Annotated in this window: 22 protein-coding genes, 4 tRNA genes and 1 pseudogene; 19 read left to right on the forward strand and 8 right to left on the reverse strand. The window is 70.1% G+C overall.

What is annotated here, in order from left to right; all coding sequences use genetic code 11:
* Window positions 1-39 precede the first annotated feature (39 nt).
* Together LVQ62_RS06880 and LVQ62_RS06885 are read left to right on the forward strand one after the other, a co-directional pair.
* Window positions 40-636, forward strand: a complete 597-nt coding sequence (locus LVQ62_RS06880; RefSeq protein ID WP_233766851.1) for a TetR/AcrR family transcriptional regulator — start codon at window positions 40-42, stop codon at window positions 634-636.
* Window positions 636-1,289: an HAD-IA family hydrolase gene (locus tag LVQ62_RS06885; RefSeq protein WP_233766853.1), complete on the forward strand. Its 654-nt coding sequence runs from the start codon at window positions 636-638 to the stop codon at window positions 1,287-1,289. Before LVQ62_RS06880 ends, LVQ62_RS06885 begins: the two co-directional genes overlap by 1 nt.
* Here LVQ62_RS06885 and LVQ62_RS06890 read toward each other — a convergent pair.
* Window positions 1,286-1,783, reverse strand: coding sequence for a YajQ family cyclic di-GMP-binding protein (locus tag LVQ62_RS06890; RefSeq protein ID WP_233766861.1), 498 nt, complete (start codon window positions 1,781-1,783; stop codon window positions 1,286-1,288). The genes LVQ62_RS06885 and LVQ62_RS06890 overlap by 4 nt on opposite strands.
* Window positions 1,784-1,945: 162 nt before the next feature.
* On the opposite strand from LVQ62_RS06890, the gene LVQ62_RS06895 reads away from it, so the two are divergent.
* Window positions 1,946-2,029, forward strand: a tRNA-Tyr gene (locus tag LVQ62_RS06895).
* Window positions 2,030-2,151: 122 nt separating this feature from the next.
* On the forward strand, window positions 2,152-3,591 hold the full coding sequence (locus LVQ62_RS06900) for an MFS transporter (RefSeq protein WP_233766863.1): 1,440 nt from the start codon (window positions 2,152-2,154) through the stop codon (window positions 3,589-3,591).
* A 12-nt stretch (window positions 3,592-3,603) separates the two neighbouring features.
* Here LVQ62_RS06900 and LVQ62_RS06905 read toward each other — a convergent pair whose 3' ends face one another.
* Both LVQ62_RS06905 and LVQ62_RS06910 read right to left on the reverse strand, forming a co-directional pair.
* On the reverse strand, window positions 3,604-5,634 hold the full coding sequence (locus tag LVQ62_RS06905) for an acyl-CoA dehydrogenase (RefSeq protein ID WP_233766865.1): 2,031 nt from the start codon (window positions 5,632-5,634) through the stop codon (window positions 3,604-3,606).
* The gene (locus LVQ62_RS06910) at window positions 5,634-6,308 is read right to left on the reverse strand and encodes a TetR/AcrR family transcriptional regulator (RefSeq protein WP_179482687.1); all 675 of its coding nucleotides are present in this window, start codon (window positions 6,306-6,308) and stop codon (window positions 5,634-5,636) included. Before LVQ62_RS06910 ends, LVQ62_RS06905 begins: the two co-directional genes overlap by 1 nt.
* A 98-nt stretch (window positions 6,309-6,406) precedes the next feature.
* Here LVQ62_RS06910 and LVQ62_RS06915 point away from each other — a divergent pair, with 98 nt between their 5' ends.
* The 9 genes from LVQ62_RS06915 to LVQ62_RS06955 all read left to right on the forward strand — a co-directional run bounded on the left by LVQ62_RS06915 (window position 6,407) and on the right by LVQ62_RS06955 (window position 12,530).
* On the forward strand, window positions 6,407-7,687 hold the full coding sequence (locus tag LVQ62_RS06915) for an acetyl-CoA C-acetyltransferase (RefSeq protein ID WP_179482685.1): 1,281 nt from the start codon (window positions 6,407-6,409) through the stop codon (window positions 7,685-7,687).
* On the forward strand, window positions 7,684-9,048 hold the full coding sequence (locus LVQ62_RS06920) for a 3-oxoacyl-ACP reductase (protein WP_233766867.1): 1,365 nt from the start codon (window positions 7,684-7,686) through the stop codon (window positions 9,046-9,048). Before LVQ62_RS06915 ends, LVQ62_RS06920 begins: the two co-directional genes overlap by 4 nt.
* Before the next feature lies 1 nt (window position 9,049).
* Window positions 9,050-9,922, forward strand: a complete 873-nt coding sequence (locus LVQ62_RS06925; RefSeq protein ID WP_233766869.1) for a MaoC/PaaZ C-terminal domain-containing protein — start codon at window positions 9,050-9,052, stop codon at window positions 9,920-9,922.
* Between the two features lie 96 nt (window positions 9,923-10,018).
* Window positions 10,019-10,091, forward strand: a tRNA-Thr gene (locus LVQ62_RS06930).
* A gap of 49 nt (window positions 10,092-10,140) precedes the next feature.
* Window positions 10,141-10,214: transfer RNA gene (locus tag LVQ62_RS06935), tRNA-Met, on the forward strand.
* 50 nt (window positions 10,215-10,264) lie between these two features.
* Window positions 10,265-10,435, forward strand: a complete 171-nt coding sequence (gene rpmG / locus LVQ62_RS06940; protein ID WP_179482681.1) for a 50S ribosomal protein L33 — start codon at window positions 10,265-10,267, stop codon at window positions 10,433-10,435.
* 165 nt (window positions 10,436-10,600) lie between these two features.
* On the forward strand, window positions 10,601-11,053 hold the full coding sequence (locus LVQ62_RS06945) for a MaoC family dehydratase N-terminal domain-containing protein (RefSeq protein WP_179482679.1): 453 nt from the start codon (window positions 10,601-10,603) through the stop codon (window positions 11,051-11,053).
* Window positions 11,050-11,463: a MaoC/PaaZ C-terminal domain-containing protein gene (locus LVQ62_RS06950; RefSeq protein ID WP_233766872.1), complete on the forward strand. Its 414-nt coding sequence runs from the start codon at window positions 11,050-11,052 to the stop codon at window positions 11,461-11,463. The genes LVQ62_RS06945 and LVQ62_RS06950 overlap by 4 nt, the downstream gene beginning before the upstream one ends.
* Window positions 11,460-12,530, forward strand: a complete 1,071-nt coding sequence (locus tag LVQ62_RS06955; protein WP_233766874.1) for a UDP-N-acetylmuramate dehydrogenase — start codon at window positions 11,460-11,462, stop codon at window positions 12,528-12,530. Before LVQ62_RS06950 ends, LVQ62_RS06955 begins: the two co-directional genes overlap by 4 nt.
* Here LVQ62_RS06955 and LVQ62_RS06960 read toward each other — a convergent pair.
* Window positions 12,508-13,428 carry an NAD-dependent epimerase/dehydratase family protein gene (locus LVQ62_RS06960; RefSeq protein WP_233766878.1) on the reverse strand — a complete coding sequence of 307 codons (921 nt, stop codon included), beginning with the start codon at window positions 13,426-13,428 and terminating at the stop codon, window positions 12,508-12,510. The genes LVQ62_RS06955 and LVQ62_RS06960 overlap by 23 nt on opposite strands.
* Before the next feature lie 131 nt (window positions 13,429-13,559).
* On the opposite strand from LVQ62_RS06960, the gene LVQ62_RS06965 reads away from it, so the two are divergent.
* Both LVQ62_RS06965 and LVQ62_RS06970 read left to right on the forward strand, forming a co-directional pair.
* Window positions 13,560-14,270, forward strand: a complete 711-nt coding sequence (locus LVQ62_RS06965; protein ID WP_233766880.1) for a TetR/AcrR family transcriptional regulator — start codon at window positions 13,560-13,562, stop codon at window positions 14,268-14,270.
* 135 nt (window positions 14,271-14,405) lie between these two features.
* Window positions 14,406-15,161, forward strand: coding sequence for a hypothetical protein (locus LVQ62_RS06970; protein WP_233766882.1), 756 nt, complete (start codon window positions 14,406-14,408; stop codon window positions 15,159-15,161).
* Between the two features lie 68 nt (window positions 15,162-15,229).
* On the opposite strand, the gene LVQ62_RS06975 is transcribed toward LVQ62_RS06970, so the two are convergent.
* The 4 genes and pseudogenes from LVQ62_RS06975 to LVQ62_RS06990 form a co-directional block, all read right to left on the reverse strand.
* On the reverse strand, window positions 15,230-16,255 hold the full coding sequence (locus LVQ62_RS06975; RefSeq protein WP_233766884.1) for an adenosine deaminase: 1,026 nt from the start codon (window positions 16,253-16,255) through the stop codon (window positions 15,230-15,232).
* Between the two features lie 74 nt (window positions 16,256-16,329).
* Window positions 16,330-17,706 (reverse strand): dihydrolipoamide acetyltransferase family protein, encoded by a 1,377-nt coding sequence (locus LVQ62_RS06980; RefSeq protein ID WP_233766888.1) that lies wholly within the window; start codon window positions 17,704-17,706, stop codon window positions 16,330-16,332.
* Window positions 17,703-18,698, reverse strand: coding sequence for an alpha-ketoacid dehydrogenase subunit beta (locus LVQ62_RS06985; protein WP_233766891.1), 996 nt, complete (start codon window positions 18,696-18,698; stop codon window positions 17,703-17,705). Before LVQ62_RS06985 ends, LVQ62_RS06980 begins: the two co-directional genes overlap by 4 nt.
* A gap of 112 nt (window positions 18,699-18,810) precedes the next feature.
* A pseudogene (locus LVQ62_RS06990) lies at window positions 18,811-19,800 on the reverse strand (thiamine pyrophosphate-dependent enzyme); the annotation flags it as partial.
* Between the two features lie 131 nt (window positions 19,801-19,931).
* On the opposite strand from LVQ62_RS06990, the gene LVQ62_RS06995 reads away from it, so the two are divergent.
* From LVQ62_RS06995 to nusG, 4 genes are all read left to right on the forward strand, one after another.
* Window positions 19,932-20,396: an Lrp/AsnC family transcriptional regulator gene (locus LVQ62_RS06995; RefSeq protein ID WP_233766893.1), complete on the forward strand. Its 465-nt coding sequence runs from the start codon at window positions 19,932-19,934 to the stop codon at window positions 20,394-20,396.
* 198 nt (window positions 20,397-20,594) lie between these two features.
* Window positions 20,595-20,667 (forward strand) — tRNA-Trp (locus LVQ62_RS07000).
* Window positions 20,668-20,783: 116 nt separating this feature from the next.
* Window positions 20,784-21,038 carry a preprotein translocase subunit SecE gene (gene secE, locus LVQ62_RS07005; RefSeq protein ID WP_233766900.1) on the forward strand — a complete coding sequence of 85 codons (255 nt, stop codon included), beginning with the start codon at window positions 20,784-20,786 and terminating at the stop codon, window positions 21,036-21,038.
* Between the two features lie 103 nt (window positions 21,039-21,141).
* Complete coding sequence (gene nusG / locus LVQ62_RS07010) at window positions 21,142-22,122, forward strand: transcription termination/antitermination protein NusG (protein ID WP_233766902.1); 981 nt, start codon at window positions 21,142-21,144, stop codon at window positions 22,120-22,122.
* Window positions 22,123-22,174: the final 52 nt, after the last annotated feature.

Raw genomic sequence — 22,174 nt, forward strand, 5'->3', positions numbered from 1 at the left:
GCTTGCTTAGCGTCCCAAATCTGCGGCATGCTCGTCAACATGTCCGCCGCCATTCCCGCGCCGCCGGCCCGGGCCGCGAGAGACCGACTACTCGATGCTGCGCGGACGTCCTTCGCTGACAAGGGTTTTCACGGTACGACGACCCGAGACATCGCGGCCGCCGCCGGCATGAGCCCCGCCGCCGTCTATGTGCATCACCGCACCAAGGAGTCGCTGTTGCACGAACTGTCGCTGGAGGGTCACCGCGCGACGGTCGCCTCCCTCGACGCCGCCGTGCGGGACTGTCCGGACGACCCGGTCGCGCTGCTGCACGCCTGGGTGACGGCGTTCGTCACGGGCCACGCGTTCGGACACACGACGGCGCGGATCGTCAACTACGAGCTCGAGGCGCTCACCCCGGAGCACCGCGTCGAGGTCGAGCGCTGGCGCTCGCAGATCCAGGACTCCCTGGTCGACATCCTCGAACGAGGTTGTGACGCTGCGGTCTTCGCCATCGGAGATACGCACGTGGCCGCGAGTGCTATCGCGGGGATGGGCGTGGACGTCGCGCGGTGGTTCCGCGACGACGCGGGCACCGCTCCTGCCGAGCTCGCCCGGGAGTTCGCCGATCTCGCCGTCCGGATGGTGCGCGCCTGATGCCGCTGACCGGACGCACCTTCCGTGCGGTGCTCTTCGACAACGACGGCACGCTGGTCGACTCGATGCCGGCCGCGGCCCGCGCGTGGGTGCAGTGGGCCGACGAGCACGACGTGCCGCGGTCGGCCCTCAAAGGCATCGCCGGGATGCCGGCGGCGGCGATCATCGCCAAGGTCGCGCCGGGGGTCGAACCGGTGGCCGCACTGGCCCGGATCGAGGAGCTGGAGCTGCGGGACACCGCAGATGTGGTGGCTCTGCCCGGCGCGGTCGAGGCCGTCGAGGCGACCCGGGACCGCTGCGCGATCGTCACCTCCGCCACCGGCGACCTCGCCGCCGCCAGGCTGAGCGCGGCGGGCATCCCGACGCCGACCAGGCTGGTGACCGCCGACGACATCACCCGCGGCAAGCCCGATCCCGAGCCGTTCCTCATCGCAGCCCGCCTTCTCGGGGTCGAGCCCGATCAGTGCCTGGTGGTCGAGGACGCGCCCAACGGGCTCACCGCCGCACGGGCCGCCGGGTGCGCGACCCTCGCTCTGACGACCAGCCATAGCGCACACGAACTGGATGCCGATCTCGTGGTGGCATCCCTGGCCGACGTGCTCTTCGAGTCCACGTCGGCCGGTCTACGGGTGCGGGTGGTCGAGCCGTCCTAGCGGTAGTTGGTGAACTGCAGCGCGACGTCCAGGTCGGTGCCCTTGAGCAGCTGCTGAACCTCTTGCAGGTCGTCGCGGGACTTGGAGGAGACCCGCAGCTCATCGCCCTCGATGCGGGACTTGACCGATTTGGGCCCCTCGTCGCGGATGAGCTTGTTGATCTTCTTGGCGTCCTCCTGGCTGATGCCGTCCTTCAGCGTGGCCGAGAGCCGGTACTCCTTGCCCGAGAGCTTGGGCTCACCGTCGTCGCTCATGTCGAGGGACTTCAGCGACACCCCGCGTCGGACGAGTTTGGTCTGCAGCACGTCGAGGATCGCCAGGACCCGTTCGGCGGTGTTGGCCTTCATGACGATGGTGTCGCCGCTCCATTCGCAGGACGCCCCGACGTTGCGGAAGTCGTAGCGCGTGCCGATCTCCTTGGACGCCTGGTTCATCGCGTTGTCGACCTCCTGCTTGTCGACCTTGCTCACGACGTCGAACGACGAGTCGGCCATGGCTGCTCCTTCGGCTGTGGGTGGTGCGTCGGCGGGAATCGAGTATGCCGGACCCGCCCCGACGCGGTCGCCTCGACGGCGATGGGCCCGCCCCGACCGGGCGTGTCGCCTTTCCGATTGGAGTGGTCGGGCACCCGTTGCTACCCTTGCGCTCGCACTCATGCCAGGTTGCCCGAGCGGCCAATGGGAGCGGACTGTAAATCCGTCGCGAAAGCTTCGAAGGTTCGAATCCTTCACCTGGCACCAGCAGTGTTCGATGCAGACAGCGCGTCCTACGGGGCGCGCTGTCCGCGTCTGCGGTGTCTTCCCGACAGGTGACGGATCGCCGTGTCGCACCGGCATACTGGCGGGATGCCGGACGGCGGGTCGTGAGCGAGCAGGCAACGCGCCTGCAGATGGGGGAGCCGGCCGGGCGCCGGCTGCTCGCGACGACCATCCTCGGTTCGGGCATGGCCTTCCTCGACGGGACCATCGCCAACGTCGCCCTCCCACGCATCGGACGCGAACTGCACGCCGAGCTCGCCGGACTGCAGTGGGTCGTGAACGGCTACACGCTGACCCTCGCCGCCCTGATCCTGGTCGGTGGGTCGCTGGGCGACCGGTTCGGTCGCAAGCGGGTCTACGGCATGGGCATCGCGGCGTTCGCCGTCACCTCGGCGCTGGCCGCGCTCAGCCCGACCATCCAGATCCTGGTGGCGGCGCGGATGCTGCAGGGGGTCGCGGCCGCTCTCCTCACGCCCGGGTCGCTGGCGATGCTGCAGGCCTCCTTCCGCAAGGAGGACCGGATGAAGGCCATCGGCGCCTGGACCGGAATGCTCGGCATCGCGACCGCGGCCGGGCCCCTCGTAGGCGGGTGGCTCGTCGGTATCGACTGGCGCCTGGCGTTCTGGATCAACGTGCCTCTGGCGGCGGTGGTGCTCTGGCTGCTGCGCACCGCGCCGGAGTCCAAGGACGACGAGGCCAGCACCCATTTCGACATCCCGGGCCTGGTGCTGGCGCCGGTCGCGCTCGCGGGGATCACCTGGACGCTCACCGCGTGGCCGAACGACGGTGCCGAGCTGCGCACCGTCCTGCCGCTGGTCGTCGGAGTGCTCGCCGCCGTCGCGTTCGTGATGGTCGAGCGGCGTACCGCCCATCCCATGGTGCAGCCGGCCCTCTTCGCCGACCGTGTCTTCACCGTGATCAACCTGGTGACTCTCGCGGTGTACGCGGCGTTGTCGGGCAGCTTCTTTTTCCTCGCCGTCTACCTCCAGGTCAGTGCCGGCTGGACGCCCCTGGAGGCCGGCGCGGCGACCGTGCCCATCTCGCTGATCATGCTGGTGCTGGCCTCCCGGTTCGGCGCGGTGGCGACCCGGTTCGGCGCCCGGCTGCCGATGATGACCGGCAGCGTCCTGCTCGCCGTCGGTCTGGCCTGGCTGGCGCGGGCGCCGGACCACCCGGCCTACCTGAGTCAGCTGCTTCCAGGTCTCGTGCTGATGGGGTTCGGGCTCAGCATGCTGGTCGCGCCGCTCACCGGCACCGTCCTCGCCGCGGCGCCCGACCACGAGGCGGGACTCGCCAGTGGCATCAACAACGCCGTGTCCCGCACCGCGGGGCTTCTCGCCATCGCTGCGCTGCCCCTGCTCGTCGGGCTGAGCGGCGACCAGTACCGGGTCGGGCACGAGGTGGCCCGCGCCTATCGGTTTTCGATGTGGGTGTGCGCCGCCCTGGTGGCCGTCGGGCTGCTGCTGACAGTGGCGGTCGGCGGACGTCAGATCGACCAGGTCACCAGCGCACCCGAGAACGACTCGCCTCCGGCAACCACCTGAGCACTGGTTCGCTCAGCGCTGGGCGATGGGTGCGGTGATGAGCTCGTCGGGGATTCCGAGCGCGTCCACCAGATCGGTCACGTGGCCGCGCAGCTCGCCGCACAGCTCGTTGACGGTCGCCGTGACCAGACGTGAGCGGGTCGTGTTGAGGCGGCCGTGCTCGATGAACCAGGCCTTGTCCTGCTCGATGGAGTCCAACGCGTAGAGAGTCAGCGTGCGACCGAGCAGTTCCTTGGCGGGGCCGCCGGTCATTTCCATGTACGCCGCCTGCGCCTCTTCCAGGATGACCCGGTCGATGTGGGTGCGGGCCGCGAAGAGCACGTGGTCCTGGGCGTTGTTGAACAGCTCGAAGGCGTTCTCCTTGTTCGCCTTGCGCAGCCGCATGCCCAACGTCTCCAGGGCGTGGTCGGCCCGCTGCTCGAACATCGACAGGAGCCAGCCGTGGTCGTCCATCGCGCTCTCGTTGTCGCGGCGCTTGGCCAGGTCGACCAGTCGCTGGATGCCGGCACGCCCGGTGGTGCGCTCGACCACACCGCCCGCGACCTGCTTGCCCAGCTTGCTCACCAACTCCGGACCGGCGAGACCGCCCCATACCTCGGCGAACTCGGTCAGCAGTCCCTTGGCGACCAGCTGCATCAGCACGGTGTTGTCGCCCTCGAAGGTGGCGAAGACGTCGACGTCCGCGCGCATCTGACCGAGTTGATTGTCGGCGAGGTAACCAGCTCCGCCGCATGCCTCGCGGCACACCTGGATGGTGTCGACGGCATGCCATGTGGTGGTGGCCTTGAGCCCGGCGACGCGGGTCTCGAGTTCGCGGCCGGCGTTCTCGTCGCGCTCCTGACCGTCGACCTGGGGGGTGCCGTGCAGTTCCTGCAGCATCTCGGTCACAGAGTTCTGCGCGAAGCTGAGGGCGTAGGACTTCGCGAGGCGCGGCAGTAGCTTGCGCTGGTGGGCCAGGTAGTCCAGGACGACGGTCTCCTCCTCCTGGCCGGGCGCCTCGAACTGGCGGCGCACCGAGCCGTAGCGGAGCGCGATGGCGAGCGCCTTCTTCGCGGCCGCACCGGACCCGCCACCGACGCAGACCCGCCCGCGCACCAGGGTGCCGAGCATCGTGAAGAAACGGCGGTTCGAGCTCTCGATGTCCGACACGTAGCGACCGTCGTCGTCGATGTCGCCGAAGGCGTTGAGCAGGTTGGCCTTCGGTACGCGTACGCCGTGGAAGGCGAGGGTGCCGTTGTCTACGCCGGGCAGTCCTGCCTTGTCGCCGTTGTCGCCGATCGTGACGCCGGGCATGGGGTTGCCCGCGTCGTCGCGGATGGGCACGAGTATGGCGTGGACGCCGTGCTCACCCTCTGCTGTCCGCAGCTGCGCGAAGACGGCAGCCATCCGTCCGTCTCGTGCGGCGTTGCCGATGTAGGTCTTGACCGAGGACTCCGTGGGGGAATCCAGGACGATCTCCCCCGTCGCACCGTCGTACACCGCGGTGGTCTCCAGGCGCTGCACGTTGCTCCCGTGGCCCACCTCGGTCATCGCGAAGCACCCGAGGAGCTTGCAGGTCATGATGTCCTCGAGGTACGTGGCGAAGTGACGGTCGGTGCCGAGGCGCATCACCACGCCACCGAAGAGCCCGAATTGCACGCCGGTCTTCACCAGCAGTGAGAGGTCGCCGAGGGCCTGCATCTCGAACAGCACGCACGAGGCGCCGTAGTCGTACTTACCGCCGTACTCCGTGGGGAAGCCGACCCGGCCGTAGCCCTGCTCCGCGACCCGCAGCAGCTGGCGCAGCACCCGCTCGCGCTGCTCCTCGACGGGGAGTCCCGGCTCGCCGAGGAGATCCTCGGGGGCCAGCTCGGTGCGGGCGCGTTCGCGCAGCTCCCACCACGCACCGTCGACCGTGCGGCGCAGCTGCTCCGCGACCGGTGAGATGCCCGGCGTCGGGGTGACCGACGACGGGCTGGACGCTGCCGTGGTCGAGTCCTGAGCCTTCGAACGCGCCTGCTGGGCGGCGTCCGGGTGCGGGTCTGACGTGGAGGTGGTGGTCATCACGACTCTCTCTGATGGTTCTCGATGAATCCGTTCAAGCCGACTGCGGCGAATTCCGCAAGCTGCTCCACGATCTCCGCGCGAGGCACACGTTGCGGGTCGGTGACCCAGCTGTCGGCAGACTCTCGCACGAAACCGACGAGTCCGGCGGCCAGAATCGGGGCCAGCGCCTCGTCGCGTCCCCCTTCGCGAAGATTGGCGGCGAGTAGGTCGCTCAGCCGCTCGGCGATGCTCGCCGACAGGCCGATCACCGGGTCGGAATCCCGGGGGACCTGGACCTGCGGGGGACGGGTCACGAAGCGGTAGACCTCGGGGTCGTTCTCGACCAGTGCCAGGTAGCTGTCGATGGCGGCGATGAGCACGCTGCGCGGGTCGACCGACGACGGCCGGCGGGCCGCATCGGTGCGGTCCAGCGCGGCGCTGAAGTCCGCCAGGATCAGCCGGTCCACCGACGCGCAGACCGCGAGGTAGAGGCCGAGTCGGTCGCCGAGGTGGCGGTAGATCACGGTCTTGCTGGTGCCCGCCTCGGCCGCGATCTCGTCCATGCCCACGCCTGCGCCATGCCTGCGGATCGCCCGAAGGGCGGACTCCGTCAACTGCACCCGCCGCTCTTCGCGGTGGGCGGTCCATCGCGCGTCGCGCCCGTCGACACGGTGCGTGCGGGATCTGGTCATGGAGAACAGAGTATCCGAAACGCGGTGTATCTGCTACTTTGAGTACCGGTAACTTCTCCCCGGCCGACGGGGACCCCTCACCTGCAGGAGATGAATCGATGAGCCCACGCGACGTGTTCGTGCTCGGCGGCAACCGCATCCCGTTCGCCCGGTCCGGCAGCAAATACCTCAAGGCCTCGAACCAGGACATGCTGACGGCTGCGATCGACGGCCTGGTCGCTCGCTACCACCTGCAGGGCGAGCGCCTCGGCGAGGTCGCGGCGGGTGCCGTGATCAAGCATTCGCGCGACTTCAACCTGACCCGCGAGGCCGTCCTCGGCTCCCACCTGTCACCCGCCACCCCGGCGTACGACGTGCAGCAGGCCTGCGGGACCGGCCTGGAGGCCACCATCCTCACGGCCAACAAGATCGCGCTCGGTCAGATCGACTCGGCGATCGCCGGCGGTTCGGACACCACGTCCGACGCCCCGCTCGCGGTCAACGACGACCTGCGCAAGACGCTGCTCAAGGCCAACTACGCCAAGACCCCGAAGCAGCGGATCTCGGCCCTGCTCAAGATCCGACCCTCGCAGCTCGCGCCCGAGCAGCCGAAGAACGGCGAGCCCCGCACCGGGCTGTCGATGGGCGACCACATGGCCATCACCGCGAAGGCCTGGGGAGTCACCCGGGAGGCGCAGGACGAGCTCACGGTGGCCAGCCACCAGCACCTCGCGGCGGCGTACGACCGCGGCTTCTTCGACGACCTGGTGACGCCCTACCTGGGGGTCACCCGCGACCAGAACCTGCGGCCGGACAGCTCGGTCGAGAAGCTGGCGACCCTCAAGCCGGTCTTCGGCAAGGGCGACGCGGCCACCATGACCGCCGGCAATTCCACGCCGCTCACCGACGGCGCGTCCGCGGTGCTGCTCGGTTCGCGGGAATGGGCCCAGGAGCACGAGCTGACCCCGCTGGCGCGCTTCGTGGACGCCGAGACCGCCGCTGTGGACTACGTGTTCGGTGACGAGGGCCTGCTGATGGCTCCTCCGTACGCGATCGCGCGTCTACTGAAGCGCAACGGCCTGACGCTGCAGGACTTCGACTTCTACGAGATCCACGAGGCGTTCGCCTCGACGGTGCTCTGCCACCTCGCGGCCATGGAGGACCCGGCGTTCTGCAAGGAGCGCCTGGGCCTGGACGAGCCGCTCGGCGCGATCGACCGCTCCAAGCTGAACGTCGCCGGATCCTCGCTCGCGGCGGGACACCCGTTCGCCGCGACCGGTGCGCGCATCGTCGCCACCCTCTCGAAACTCCTGCACGAGAAGGGATCGGGCCGCGGCCTGGTCTCCATCTGTGCCGCCGGTGGTATCGGCGTCGTCGCGATCCTGGAGGCAGCGGAATGACCGACACCCTGACGACCCTGGTCAACCAGGGCATCGGCAAGAAGATCGCGGTGCAGCTCGGGCTGCCCCGCCCCACGATCCTGCGTCGCTACGAGCCCGGGCAGGTGCTGGTCGACGGCTCCGTCGCCGTGGGCGGCATCGGCGAGGGCCCGAACGTCGCTGCGGTGGAGGCGATCCTGGCCGACGCCGGCGTGGCGCGCATCGAGGCAACTGCGGACACGGAGTACGGCAGCAAGCCGGCGGCCGTCGTCTTCGACGGCTCCGGCGCTCGCACCCTCGATGAGTTGGAGCAGTTGCGCGCCGTCCTCGGCCCGGCACTCAAGGCGCTCGGCAAGAACGGCCGCCTGGTCGTGCTGGGCACGCCGCCGGCCGACGTCCACGACGCCGAAGGCGCCGCCACGCAGCAGGCGCTGGAGGGCATCACCCGCTCGCTCGGCAAGGAGATGCGCGCCGGCGGCACCGCCAACCTGCTCTGGGTGGCGAGCGAGGCATCCGGTGACCGCGGCGTCCTCGAGGCCCCGCTGCGCTTCCTGTTGTCCAGCCGCTCGGCCTACGTCTCGGGCCAGCCGATCCGTGTGCTCGAGGCACCGGTGCAGCAGCCCGAGGACGTGCACGCGCCGCTGCGCGGCCAGGTGGCCGTCATCACCGGTGCCGCGCGCGGCATCGGTGCGCAGATCGCCCGGGTGTTCGCCCGGGCCGGCGCCGAGGTCATCGCCGTCGACATCCCGGCGGCAGGCGATTCGCTGGCTGCGGTGGCCAACGAGATCGGCGGGACCGCACTGCAACTGGACGTCACGGCGCCCGACGCGGGCGAGCGGATCGCCGCCGCGGTCAGCCGGCTGTCCGGCCACCTCGACGTGATCGTGCACAACGCCGGCATCACCCGCGACAAGCTCTTCGTCAACATCGACGAGGGCCGGTGGGGCAGCGTGCTCGACGTCAACGTGCGCAGTCAGTTCCGGATGAACAAGGTGCTGCTCGACCCGGCCACGGCCGGTGGCCTGCGCGACGGCGGCCGCATCGTCAGCGTCGCCTCGATCAGCGGGATCGGCGGCAACCGCGGCCAGTCCAACTACGCGGCGTCCAAGGCCGGTGTGATCGGCATGGTGCGCGAGCTGTCGCAGGAGCTCGCGGACCGGCACATCACGGTCAACGCGGTGGCCCCCGGGTTCATCGAGACCGAGATGACAGCGCGGATCCCGATCGCGACGCGGGAGGTCGGACGGCGGCTCAACTCGCTGCTGCAGGGCGGGCAGCCGGTCGACGTGGCCGAGGCCATCGCGTTCTTCGCCGAGCCCGGGTCCGCCGGCGTCACCGGCCAGGTCCTGCGCGTCTGCGGTCAGAGTCAGCTGGGGGCCTGAGGTGACACGCACCGTGGAGTTGTCCTCGGCGCCCTCGCTCGGGCCGCTGTTCGCCCAGGCCGTGGTCCGGGCCCCGTTCCGCAAGGGCCGCGAGCTTCCGGACCTGGTCGTGCGGCAGCTCGGCGCGTCGGTCGATCGCGACCAGCTCGCGGCGTACGACGACGTGTGCGGGTTCGCCCTCCGCGACACCCTGCCCGCGACGTACATCCACGTGCTGGTCTTCCCCCTGCAGACCCGGGTGATGGCCGACGCGGCGTTCCCGTTCCCGCTCGTCGGCAGCGTGCACCTGACCAACACGATCGTCCAGCACCGTCCGGTCCTGGCCGGTGAGCTCCTGGACATCGAGGTCAGGGCGACCGACCTGCGCCCGCATTTCCGCGGCGCACAGGTCGACCTGGTCGCCGAGGTGTCGGTGGCCGGTGAGACGGTCTGGCAGGAGGTCAGCACCTATCTCTTCCGCGGCCAGAAGGTGGCGGGCACTGCCCCCCTGCGCAGCGTCGACCCTCAGCTGCCGACGGTGGCCGGGGCGCTGTGGCGGGTGCCGGGAGACATCGGACGCCGGTACGCCGCGGTGGCCGGCGACGTGAACCCCATTCACCTGCATCCGCTGGGTGCCAAGGCGCTGGGCTTCCCCACGACCATCGCGCACGGGATGTGGAGTGCATCGCACGCGCTCGCGGCTCTGGCCCACCGCCTGCCCGACGGATTCACCTACACGGTGGAGTTCAAGAAACCCATCCTGATCCCGTCTTCCGTGAACTTCGTTGCACAACAACGAGACTCGTCATGGGATCTGGCGCTGACGAATGCCCGCAAGGGCACGGTGCACATGACCGGATCGATCAGGGCGCAGGCGCCGAGCACGATTTCATGATCGAAGCGGCTCTGAGGTAGCCTCTTCGCTGCGCTGCCGGGACGGTGGGCGACCACGTGGACTCACGTCGGTCGGATCCGTCCCAAGGTCGCGCAGGCCCCTATAGCTCAGTCGGTAGAGCGTCTCCATGGTAAGGAGAAGGTCAACGGTTCGATTCCGTTTGGGGGCTCGGTAACGCCTGCATCGGGAAGATTTTTCCCGATGCGACTGTTCCACCTGGCGGGGTAGCTCAGCTGGTTAGAGCGCACGACTCATAATCGTGAGGTCGCGGGATCGAGCCCCGCTCCCGCTACGAGAATCGTCCTTGAGTAAAACCGGTATCACCCGAAGGCAGGTAGCCCAGTGGCTAGCAAGAGCGCAGACATCCGTCCCAAGATCACCTTGGCGTGCACGGAGTGCAAGGAGCGCAACTACATCACCAAGAAGAACAAGCGCAACGACCCTGACCGGTTGGAGATCGCGAAGTTCTGCCCGCGCTGCAGCAAGCACACCGCACACCGCGAGACCCGCTGACCCGTTCGGTCAGCCCGTACGACCACCGAACCGGCCGTGCCGGGAGCGTCCACCGCTCCCGGCGCGGCCGGTTCGTCCGTTCCGTCCCTGACGGACGTGGCGCCGAGGATGGATCCCGGCCGCCCTGCCTCTGCCCCCGCCGGGTGCCGGTTAGGCTCGCGTGCCATGGCCGTGAATCCACAGGTGGAAGGTCGCACCTATCCGCCGACCGATCCGTACGTCGTCTCCCGGGCGAAGATCGCCGAGTTCGCCGCCGCGGTGGGTGCGCGCGATGCCGCCCACACCGACGTCGCCGAGGCCGGACGCCGGGGATACGCCGACGTGGTCGCGCCCCCGACGTACGCGATCGGCATCTCCCAGAGTGCGGAAGCTGCCGCGATCCTGGACCCCGAGGCCGACATCGACTACTCGCGGGTGGTGCACGGCGAGCAGAAGTTCACCCACCACCGGCCGCTCGTCGCCGGTGACGAGGTCGTCGCGCAGACCACGATCGCCCGGGTCCGGGCCGCCGGCGGCCACTCGATGGTGACCCTGGAGACGCAGATCAAGACCACCGGTGGCGACCTGACCACCACCGCCACATCCCTGCTGGTGATCCGCGGCGGAGGCGACGCATGAGCACGGTTCCCCAGGTCGGCGAGCAACTGCCCGGCCGCACCATCCATGTCGATCGGGCCACCCTGGTGCGCTACGCCGGGGCCAGTGGCGACTTCAACCAGATCCACTGGGACGAGGCGACCGCCACCGCCGTGGGCCTGCCGAACGTCATCGCGCACGGCATGTGGACCATGGGCGCCGCCGTGCAGGTGGTCGTCGACTGGCTCGGCGACGCCGGCCGGGTGTCGGACTACTCCGTGCGCTTCAGCGCGCCGGTGCCGGTGCCGCACGACGGCGGCGCCGACGTACGGGTCGAGGCGAGCGTAAAGGCCGTGGACGAGCAGGCGGGCACGGCGTCGATCGCGCTGACGGCGACGGTCGACGGCACGGCGGTGCTGTCGCGGGCGCTCGCGACCGTGACCCTGGCGTGAAGGAGGAGCTCGACGTCCCGCTCGCCGGTCTCACGACCATGCGGGTGGGCGGTCCCGCGCGCCGGCTGGTGACGGTGACGAGCACCGACGAGCTGGTCGACGCCGTCCGCGAGTGCGACGACGCCGAGGAGCCGCTCCTGGTGCTCTCCGGAGGTTCGAACGTCGTCATCGCCGACGAGGGCTTCGACGGCACCGTCGTGCGGATCGCGACCCGCGGTGTCGAGGTGGACTCCGCCGACGCGTGTGGGGGAGTCTTCGTCCGGGTCGCTGCCGGAGAGCCCTGGGACGACCTCGTGCAGCAGGCCTGCGCCAGCGACTGGTCCGGTATCGAGGCACTGTCGGGCATCCCGGGGTTGACCGGCGCGACGCCGGTGCAGAACGTCGGCGCGTACGGCCAGGACGTCTCCCAGACCATCGCGCAGGTGCGGGTCTGGGACCGCCGCGAGGAGGCGGTGCGCACCTTCGCCAACGCCGACTGCCATTTCACCTACCGGCACTCGCTCTTCAAGGGCCGCGAGCGGTACGTCGTGCTGGACGTGCTCTTCCAGCTGCGCCCCGCCGACCTGTCCCAGCCGATCGCGTACGCCGACCTGGCCGCCGGACTCGGTGTCGAGGTGGGTGACCGGGTGCCCCTGGCCGACGCGCGAGCTGCCGTGCTCGAGCAGCGGGGCCGGCGCGGGATGGTGCTGCAGGAGTCCGACCACGACACCTGGTCCTGCGGGTCCTTCTTCACCAACCCGATCCTGAGCTCCGCCCAGTTCGACCTCTTCGAGCAGCGCGCTGCGGCCCGGTTGGGTCCGGACGTCTCACGGCCGCCGAGGTTCCCGTCCGACGAGGGCATCAAGACGGCGGCCGCCTGGCTGATCGACAAGGCGGGCTTCGGCAAGGGATACGCGATGCCCGGTCCGGCGGCCCTGTCGACCAAGCACACGCTGGCGCTCACCAACCGCGGCGGCGCCACCGCCGCCGACGTCGCGGCCCTCGCGCGCGAGGTGCGCGACGGGGTACACGACGCGTTCGGCGTGCAGCTGGTCGCCGAGCCGGTCATGGTCGGTCACGCCCTCTGAGCGGTGTGCGCCAGGTCGAGGCGCACCGAGTCCTCCAGGGGGTCGGCGTGATCCCGAAGTGCTCCTGCGCCGCGCTCGAATCCATCACGTACGGCCCGCGGAACTGGTACTGCGTCTCGCGCATCTCCTTGACGAACGGGTTGAACACCCCACCGATCCACACGGCGGCGTAGGGCATCGACCGGACCTTGGGCTTCGCGCCGAGCTGGGCCGCGGCGATCGTCGCCAGCTCGCGCATCGTCGACGGTGCGACGCTCGGAGCGTGCCAGACCTTGCCCCAGCTGCTCGGGTCGTAGGCCGCCGCGATGAGGGTGCGCGCCATGTCCTGCACGTTCGTGAAGGTGTGCGGCGCGTCCAGGTCGGCCGGCACGTACGCCGTGCGTCCCTTGCGGAAGGCAGGCGTGATGGTGGCCTCCATGTAGGAGTTGCCGCCGAGGTAGTCACTGCCGCGGACCTCCACCGCGTGCAGCCGTCCGGCGCGGTGGGCCTCCATGGCGTCGGCGGTCATCCGGGCGCGCACCTTGGCCTTGTGGCCGGTGGCGCTGTCCGGCATGCCCTGGGTCATCGGGCCGTCGACCGGACCGTACGGGTAGAGGCTGGCGGTGGTGACGAGCACCGCACCGGAGCTCTCGGCCGCGGCGAGCAGCGCCTGGGCCATCGGCGGCCAGGTCTCCTGCCACTGGTGGTACGGCGGGTTGATGCAGTTGTAGATCGCGCGGGCGCCTGCGCAGATCTCGCTGAGGCGAGCGGCGTCCGACGCATCGGCGGCGACGGCCGTGGTGCCGGGCACCGCGGTGCCGCTGCGAGTGACGACGACGACCTCCGCGCCGCGCTCCACCAGCTGGTGGGCCACTGCCGAGCCGACCGGACCGGCTCCGACGACGACGTGCTTGTCCATGATGATCTCCTCTGTCGATAGCAATACGAGAGCGGTGCTCTCGGTTACGAGCATCGCTCCGGTACTGGGTCCGTGTCAAGAGCACTGCTCTTTTTTGTTTGCACTGCTCTCGGATGTGTCATGATCGGCCCATGACAGAACGCCGCACCGGGGCGCGTGAGCGGGTCCGCGCCGAGACGACCGAGGACATCAAGCGGGTCGCGCGAGGGCACCTGGCCACCGACGGTGCCGACCTGTCGTTGCGTGCGGTCGCCCGAGACGTGGGCATGGTCTCCTCGGCCGTCTACCGCTACTTCCCGAGTCGGGACGACCTGCTCACCGCGCTCGTGGTCGACGCGTACGACGAACTGGCCGACGCCGCCGACGAGGCGGAACGCACGGCGCCCCGCCGTGATCCGCACGCACGGTGGATGGCTCTGACCCGCGGGATCCGAGCCTGGTCGCTCGCTCACCCGCACGAGTACGCGCTGCTCTACGGCAGTCCCGTGCCCGGTTACCACGCTCCGGAGGACACCGTCGGGCCGGCGAGCCGCCCACAACTGCTGCTCGCGCAGATCCTGCGTGACGCGGCGGCCGGGAGGTCGTCGACGGCAGCGCAGGGGGACCGGCTGGGTCGAGGACTGCGGGCGGACATGGTCACCGCTGCCGCCTTCCTCGACGTGCCGGAACTCCCGGGCGCGCTCGTGGCCCGGGGCTTGCTCGCCTGGACACAGCTGTTCGGGGCCCTGAGCTTCGAACTGTTCGGTCGCTTCGAGGGCGGCATCGAGGACCCGGACGCGCTGTTCGAGTTCGAGATGCGCGCCATGAGCGACTACCTGGGGTTGCGAGAGCGCGCTCACTGACCCGGAGTCGTCTGCGGCCGATCATCACGGTTCGGTCTCGTGGAGGCGGGGAACCACCGGCGGCCGTGCCGCTCAACGTACGCTCCGGGCGGTGCACGGCCAGGGGGCCGTGCCGTCCCAGGAAAGCAGACCTCCATGTCCCGTCGTTCCGTCGCGCTCGCCGCGATCCCACTCACTCTGGCGCTGGGCGCCGCGACTGCGGGGCACGCCGTCGCAGTGACGGGTGATGGTCGACACGACTCGAACCGTTCTCTGCCGTCGACGATGCGCGCGACGACGGACCGGCCGGATCTACCGACCATCGGCAGCTGCAAGCTGGTCGTGCCCGCTGCGGTGCGCCTCGTGCAGTCCGAGCACGCCGTTCACGTCAGCGTCACCGGCGGGTGTGCCCTGCACCCCGGACCGCTCGCCTGGTGGTTCACCGGGGACGCGCGCCACCCGGCCGACTCGATCGTCTTCGACGACGAGAAACGCGCCGACTGGGCCATGTTCAACGACACGCCCCTCGGTACCCGCACCTGGGAGGGCGACCGTGCTTTCGACGAGGGCGCCTTCCACCAGTACACGCAGGATGCCCCGCAGACCACAGTCAAGGTGGGGTCGTGGGCGGGCCTGCACGCCTCCCGCTCGGGCAGAAAGGTCACTCTGAACACTCGAGTGGTGCAGTACTCAACTGTGTACGAGGTGCCTGTCCCATGGGCGGGGGCGACCGGCGTCATCCAGTACAAGACGGTCGGCGGCTCGACCTGGACCGGCCTGAAGGACGTGGTGGCCGACAAGAGCGGCAACTACTCCTGGAGCTACACCTCCAGCGCCGCGCGCGACTACCGCGTGGTCTACAAGGAGGCGACCTACATCTGGGGCGCGACCAGCCCGACCTCGCGTCGCTGACGCAGCGCGACAGCGGACGGCCGCGGGCACCTCATGGGTGCGCGCGGCCGTTCGCCATCGATGGGCGATTACGCCGGCTCGGCCAGCCAGGCGTCGATGTCGAGCAGCGCCGCGCGCTTGAGCTCCGTCGGCGCCCGCGAGACATGCAGCGAACGGCGGGCCAGCTCGGCCAGTTCCGCGTCGGTGAATCCGTGGTCCTCGCGCGCGGAGGCGTACTGCGCGACCAGACGGTTTCCGAACAGCAGCGGGTCGTCCGCCCCCAGGGCGATCTGCGCGCCCGCGTCGAAGAGCCGCCGCAGCGGGACGTCCGCGGGGTCGGGGTAGACGCCGAGCGCGACGTTGGATCCGGGGCACACCTCGAAGGCGACTCCGGCCTCCAGTGCCCGGTCGAGGACGGCGGTGGACTCCACCGCCCGGACCCCGTGCCCCAGCCGGTCCGGCAGCAGGCTGTCCAGCGTCTCGCTCACCGCCTGGGGCCCGAGCAGCTCACCTGCATGGGGCACCGACGCCAGACCGGCGGACCGGGCGATGTGGAACGCGGGCGCGAACTCGCTGGTGTCGCCGCGGCGTTCGTCGTTGCTCAGGCCGAAGCCGATCACCGTGCCGCTGGCGGTGCCGGCGTACTTGGCCGCCAGCCGCGCCAGGGTCCGCGCCTCGAACGGGTGCCGCATCCGGGAGGCCGCCACGATGACGCCGACGCCGACGCCGAACTGCGCACCGGCCGTGGCCGCCTCGTCCAGGACGATCTCCAGGGTTGGCGAGATGCCGCCCAGCCGCCCGGCGTACGACGTCGGGTCGACCTGGATCTCCAGCCAGCGCGAGCCCTCGGCCGCGTCGTCCTGGACGGCCTCCCGCACCAGTCGGCGCAGGTCGGCCTCCTCCTGCACGCACGCTCGCGCGGCGTCGTACAACCGCTGGAACCGGAACCAGCCGCGTTCGTCGGCCGCGCTGAGGGTCGGCGGCCATTCGCCGCGGAACGACTCCGGCAGCCGCAGCTCGTGCTCGGCGGCCAGCTGGTGCAGGGTCTGCACCCGCAGGGAGCCGGTGAAGTGCAGGTGCAGGTGCGCCTTGGGCAGCCGCGCGATCGATCGCATGATGAGCCGACGCTACGGGAGAGGGGAGCTCGTACGGCGGGCGGACGCCCCCGGCGCGTTGCCGGGGGCGTGCCTCAGAGTCCGGCGATCGCCGCTGCGGGGTCCTCGATCGCATCGGCCACGCATCGCATGAAACCCGCGGCAGTCCCGCCGTCGCAGACGCGGTGGTCGAAGACGAAGCTCATCTGGGTGATCCTGCGTGCGCAGATCTGTCCGTCCACGACCCAGGGCCGATCCAGGATGCGGCCGAAACCGAGGATCGCGACCTGAGGGTGGTTGATGATCGCGGCGCTGCCGTCGACGCGGAAACTGCCGTAGTTGTTGAGCGTGAACGTCCCGGCGCTCAGCTCCTCGGTGGTGTTGCGGCCCTCGCGCGCGGTCGCCGTCACGCGCCGGATGGCCGTGTCGAGCTGCGAGGTCGTCATCGCGTCCGCGCCGATCACTGCGGGCACCACCAGGCCCCGGTCGCCCTGGACGGCGATGCCCAGGTTCACCTGCGGCAACTGCACGATCTCCTGTCGCTCGGTGTCCAGTCGCGCGTTCAGCACGGGGTACTGCTTGAGCGCGGCGACCGTGAAGCGCGACAGGTACGCGAGCAGGCCAGGTCCGGATGAGCCGGCGGCACGGGTGCGCTCGCGAAGCTCCCACAGTGCGGTGGCGTCCACATCGACCCACACCGTCGCCTCGGGGATCTCCGACCTGCTGCGGCTCAGCGCCGCCGCAGCGGCCTTGCGGAAGCCGTTGAGCGGGATGCGCACCTCGCCGGTGACCGGCCCGACCGCGGGGACGGGGGCCGCCGTGGATCGCGCGGCCGAGGAGCGCTCGACGTCGGCGCGGGTGATCACTCCGCCGGCCCCGGTGGCCTCGATGGCGTCCAGGCGCAGACCGCGCTCGCGGGCCAGGCTGCGGACGAGGGGAGAGATCACGAGCGGCACCCGCTTCGCGGCGGCGGGGGCGGCAGGTTCGGCGCGGTGGCCGTTCGGCGCCGAGGCCGCGGGCGGCATCGTGTCCCTGCTGGACGCAGCAGGCGGGGCAGACACAGAAGATGCGGCAGCGGCGTGGGCTGCGCGCGGTCGACGCCGCCGACCGGTGGGGGCGTCGCTGGAGGTGCCGTAGCCGATGAGGACGTTGCCGGACCCGGCGCGTTCCTCCTCGCGGTAGCTCGCAGCGGACTCTTGCGCCGGGGTGGCGTCGGGGGAGGGCGTCGAGATCGCACTCGCCACCGTGATCAGCGGCCGGCCGACGTCCAGGGTGCTGCCCTCGGCGGCGTGCAGCGTGGCCACGACGCCGGCGAACGGCGACGGCACCTCGACGACCGATTTGGCCGTCTCCACCTCCACGATGCTCTGGTCCACGACGACGGTGTCACCCTCGCTGACCAGCCACCGCACGATGTCGGCCTCCGTCAGCCCCTCGCCCAGATCGGGGAGCAGGAAGGTCTGGTCGCTCACTGGTCCTCCCACTGCAGATCGTCGACGGCGTCGAGCACCCGGTCGACGCTCGGCAGCTGGAAGTGCTCCAGCTTCGGCGGGGGGTAGGGGATGTCAAAACCGGTCACCCGGCCGATCGGCGCGGCCAGCGAATGGAAGCAGCGCTGCGTCACCCGGGCGACGATCTCCGAGGACACGCTCGCGAAGCCGGCGGACTCGGCGACCACGACGGCGCGACCGGTGCTGCGGACCGCGGCGGCGACCGTCTCGTCGTCGAACGGCACGATCGAGCGCAGGTCGACCACCTGCAGGCTGCGACCCTCCTGGGCGGCGACCTCGGCGGCCTCGAGGGCGACCGGCACCGACGGGCCGTACGCGATGAGGGTCGCGTCGGTCCCCTCGCGGCGTACGACAGCGGTGCCGATGCCGGGTCCGTCCGTTCCCAGCGCGACCTCCTCCTTGCTCCAGTAGAGCTTCTTGGGCTCCATGAAGACCACCGGGTCGTCGGAGGCGATCGCGGCGCGCAGCAGCGTGTAGGCGTCGCTCGGAGTCGTCGGTGTCACGACGTGCAGCCCGGGCGTGTGGGCGTAGTAGGCCTCCGAGGAGTCGCAGTGGTGCTCCACGCCGCCGATGCCGCCGCCGAACGGCACCCGGATCACCATCGGCAGGTGCACCCGCCCGCGCGTGCGGTTCCTCATCTTGGCCACGTGGCTGACGATCTGCTCGAACGCCGGGTAGCCGAACGCGTCGAACTGCATCTCCACGACGGGGCGCATCCCGTTCATCGCCATCCCGACGGCCATCCCGACGATGCCGGACTCCGCCAGTGGGGTGTCGAAGCACCGGGTGTCGCCGAACCGCTCGTTGAGTCCGTCGGTCACCCGGAAGACGCCGCCCAGGGCGCCGACGTCCTCGCCGAACATCAGCACGGAGTCGTCGGCGAGCATCGCGTCCCGCAACGCCCGGTTGAGCGCCTGCGCCATGGTGAGCTTCTCGTGTTCGATCGTGCTCATCGCCCGGCCACCTCTCGGCTCGACTCCTCGGCCACCTGCGCCGCCTGCTCACGCAACCGGGGGTCTGCTCGGCGTACACGTAGGCGAACAGCTCGCGTGCGTCTGGCTCGATGTCCCGGTTGAGTCCCTCGCGCACGTGCTCCGCCACCGCGTCCGCCGCCGCCCTGGCCTGCTCATGCGTCTCGTCGGTCATCAGGCCACGGCTGCGCAGGTGCTTCTCCAGCCGTGTCAGCGGGTCCCGGTCGACCCACGACGCCACCTCGGAGTCGAGCCGGTAGCGCGTGGCGTCGTCGGCGTTCGTGTGGGCCTGCATGCGGTAGGTGTGCGCCTCGACGAGCTGGGGGCCCTCGCCGCGGCGCGCCCGCTCGACGGCATCGCCGAGCACCGCGAGCACCGCGGCGATGTCGTTGCCGTCGACGCGCTGCCCGGGCACGCCGTAGCCGATGCCCTTGTGCGCCAGCGAAGGCGCCGCGGACTGACGTGCCAGCGGCACGGAGATGGCGTACTCGTTGTTCTGGATGAAGAAGACGACGGGCGCCTTGAAGACGGCCGCGAAGTTCAGTGCCTCGTGGAAGTCGCCCTCACTGGTGCCACCGTCGCCGGTCAGTGCCATCACCACCGTGGACTCCCCGCGCAGGCGCGCGGCGTGGGCCACGCCCACCGCGTGCGGCAACTGGGTGGCCAACGGGGTGGTGGCCGGCGCGACCTGCGTCTCGTACGGGTCGTAGCCGCTGTGCCAGTCGCCCTTCAGCAGCGTCAGCACGTCGACCGGGTCGACACCGCGCTCGACCGCCGCGACCGTGTCGCGGTAGGTGGGGAAGAGCCAGTCGCCCTTCTTCAGCACGTGCGCCGCCCCCACCTGGCACGCCTCCTGCCCGTGCGAGGAGGGGTAGACCGCGAGGCGGCCCTGGCGCACCAGGGCGTTCGCCTGGTCGTTCAGCCTGCGTGCCACGACGAGGCGCTCGTACGCGCGGAGCAGGTCTGCGTCCGACGGCAGTTCGTAGCGCTCACTGCCCGATCCCTGCACCTTCGTGCCATCGGCATCGATGAGCCGGACCGGATCGTCCGCCGGCAGGAGACCCAGGACGTCCTCAGATGTCATGGGGAGATGCTGCGCGGAGCGCCAGTCGTACGCAACACCCGGGTCGAAACGGAGATAGAGTGCTCGATAGAGACTTATCTGGTGACCATTCGTCCAGAAGAGCGCGCTACCGGCCCGGAAGAGTGAGACAGATGACACCGATGGACGACATCGACACCAGGATCCTGGTCGAGTTGTCCAAGGACGGGCGCATGTCGGTCCGTGCACTGGCGCAACTGCTGCACATCTCCCGCGCCAACGCGTACGCGCGCGTGGACCGGCTGCAGCAGTCGGGCGTGATCCGCGGCTTCCGCGCCGACCTCGACCCGGTCGCCACTGGCCTCGGCACCACGGCGTACGTGACCCTGAACCTGCGTCAGGCGGACTGGCGGGTGGTCCGGGAGCGGCTGCGTGAGCTGCCGGGTGTCGTGCACATCGGGCTGGTCGGCGGCGAGTTCGACGTGATCCTGCTGGTGCGGGCCATCGACAACGCCCACCTCGGCCGGCTCGTGCTCGGAGTGATCCAGGAGATGCCCGGGGTGGTCAACACCCGCACCTTCCTCGTCTTCGAGGAGCCGACGCTCGACGCCACGGCCGCGATCTTCGACCGGCTGTGAGCAGCGCCCGCTCGGGGCGGAGTGTCCGCTCGGAGCCGTCGCTCTGCGCGGGTTCGCGCCACGTCACGGCGGTCGCGTACACTCGATCGCTGGGTGGTTGACCGCAACCACGCTGGCTGCTGTCCGGACCCGGTGGGTGCGGCGGCAAGCGGCGAAGGGCGGTCGTGCCACCCGGGGTTGCATTCTGGTGACCCGTGAAGGGCACTAGCTCAACTGGTAGAGCACCGGTCTCCAAAACCGGGGGTTGGGGGTTCAAGTCCCTCGTGCCCTGCGTCGACAGCGTCGGCCGGAGCAGGACATCCACGTCCGGCGTCGACCGATGAGGACACGCCGATGCAGACGTACCTCAGACGAAGAAGAAGCAGACGAGAAGAAGGAGCGCCGCCGGTGACGGATGCCAGCACGACCGCTGCACAGCGCGGTGCGAGCGCGGGCACGCCTGCCCGCAGGGGCCTGGTCGCCCGGCTCGTCCTCTTCATCCGTCAGGTCATCGACGAGCTGCGCAAGGTGGTGCGCCCCACCCGGCAGGAGTTGCTCAACTACACCGCGGTGGTGGTGGTCTTCATCTGCCTGGTGATGGGTTTCGTCGTCGGTCTGGACCAGGTCTTCGAGCGTCTGGTCAGCTTCGTACTCGGAGACTGACGACGTCGCCGAACCGACGTACGCGCAGGAACAGCCGGCACCGGCAGATCGCCTGGGCGCGCCCCGCACGACACACGCACGACGTAATGAAGGAAGCAGGTCAATGACGGATCAATGGACGCCCGAGAGCGCCGAAGCCGACGAGGCGGACGCAGCGAGGGTCGATTCCGGAGCCGGTGAGACGGCGTCCGCGGACGACACCCTTGCGGCCGAGCTGGACGCGGAGAGCGCCGACGGCGACATCGACTCCGAGCAGCGCGCGACCCCCGACCCGGGTGACGTCGCCGCCGACGACTCCGACTTCGCCAACGCCGACGAGACGGACACCGAGGACGTCGACCTGTCCGGCATCCCCGACGCCCCCGAGGTCGAGGAAGGCACGCAGGCCGAGCTCGACGCCGAAGCCGATGAAGCCGATGTCGCCGCCGAGGACGAGGTCGAGGCCGACGGTCTGACAGTCGAGGAGGACCCCCGCGAGACCTACATGGCGGAGCTGCGCTCGCAGTTCGGCGAGTGGTACGTGCTGCACTCCTACGCCGGTTACGAGAAGCGGGTCAAGGCCAACCTGGAGACCCGCATCTCCAACCTCAACATGGAGGACTACATCTTCCAGGTCGAGGTGCCGATGGAGGAGTTCACCGAGATCAAGAACTCCCAGCGCAAGGTCGGCACCCGCGTCCGGATGCCCGGGTACGTGCTGGTGCGCATGGACCTGACCGACGAGAGCTGGGGTTCGGTGCGGCACACGCCCGGCGTCACCGGCTTCGTCGGCAACTCCCACCAGCCGTCCCCGCTGACGATCGACGAGGTCGTCACGATGCTGAACCCGGTCTTCGAGGAGCCCGAGGGCAAGGAGACCGGTCGTACGACGTCCGGCTCGGGCGCGCAGGGCAAGGGCGCCGAGGCGCCCGAGGTCGACTTCAACGTCGGTGAGTCCGTCACCGTCATGGAAGGGCCCTTCGAGACCCTTCCCGCGACGATCTCCGAGATCAACCCCGACACCCAGAAGCTCAAGGTGTTGGTGTCCATCTTCGGCCGGGAGACACCGGTCGAGCTGTCGTTCGAGCAGGTCGCCAAGATCTGATCGGCAGCACCCCCTCGCCGCCGCGGCGAGGTCTGCAACCGGGTCATCGCCC

Origin of the sequence: Allobranchiibius sp. GilTou73 (assembly GCF_021391335.1) — a bacterium.
In the GTDB taxonomy this organism is placed as follows: Bacteria; Actinomycetota; Actinomycetes; order Actinomycetales; family Dermatophilaceae; genus Allobranchiibius; species Allobranchiibius huperziae.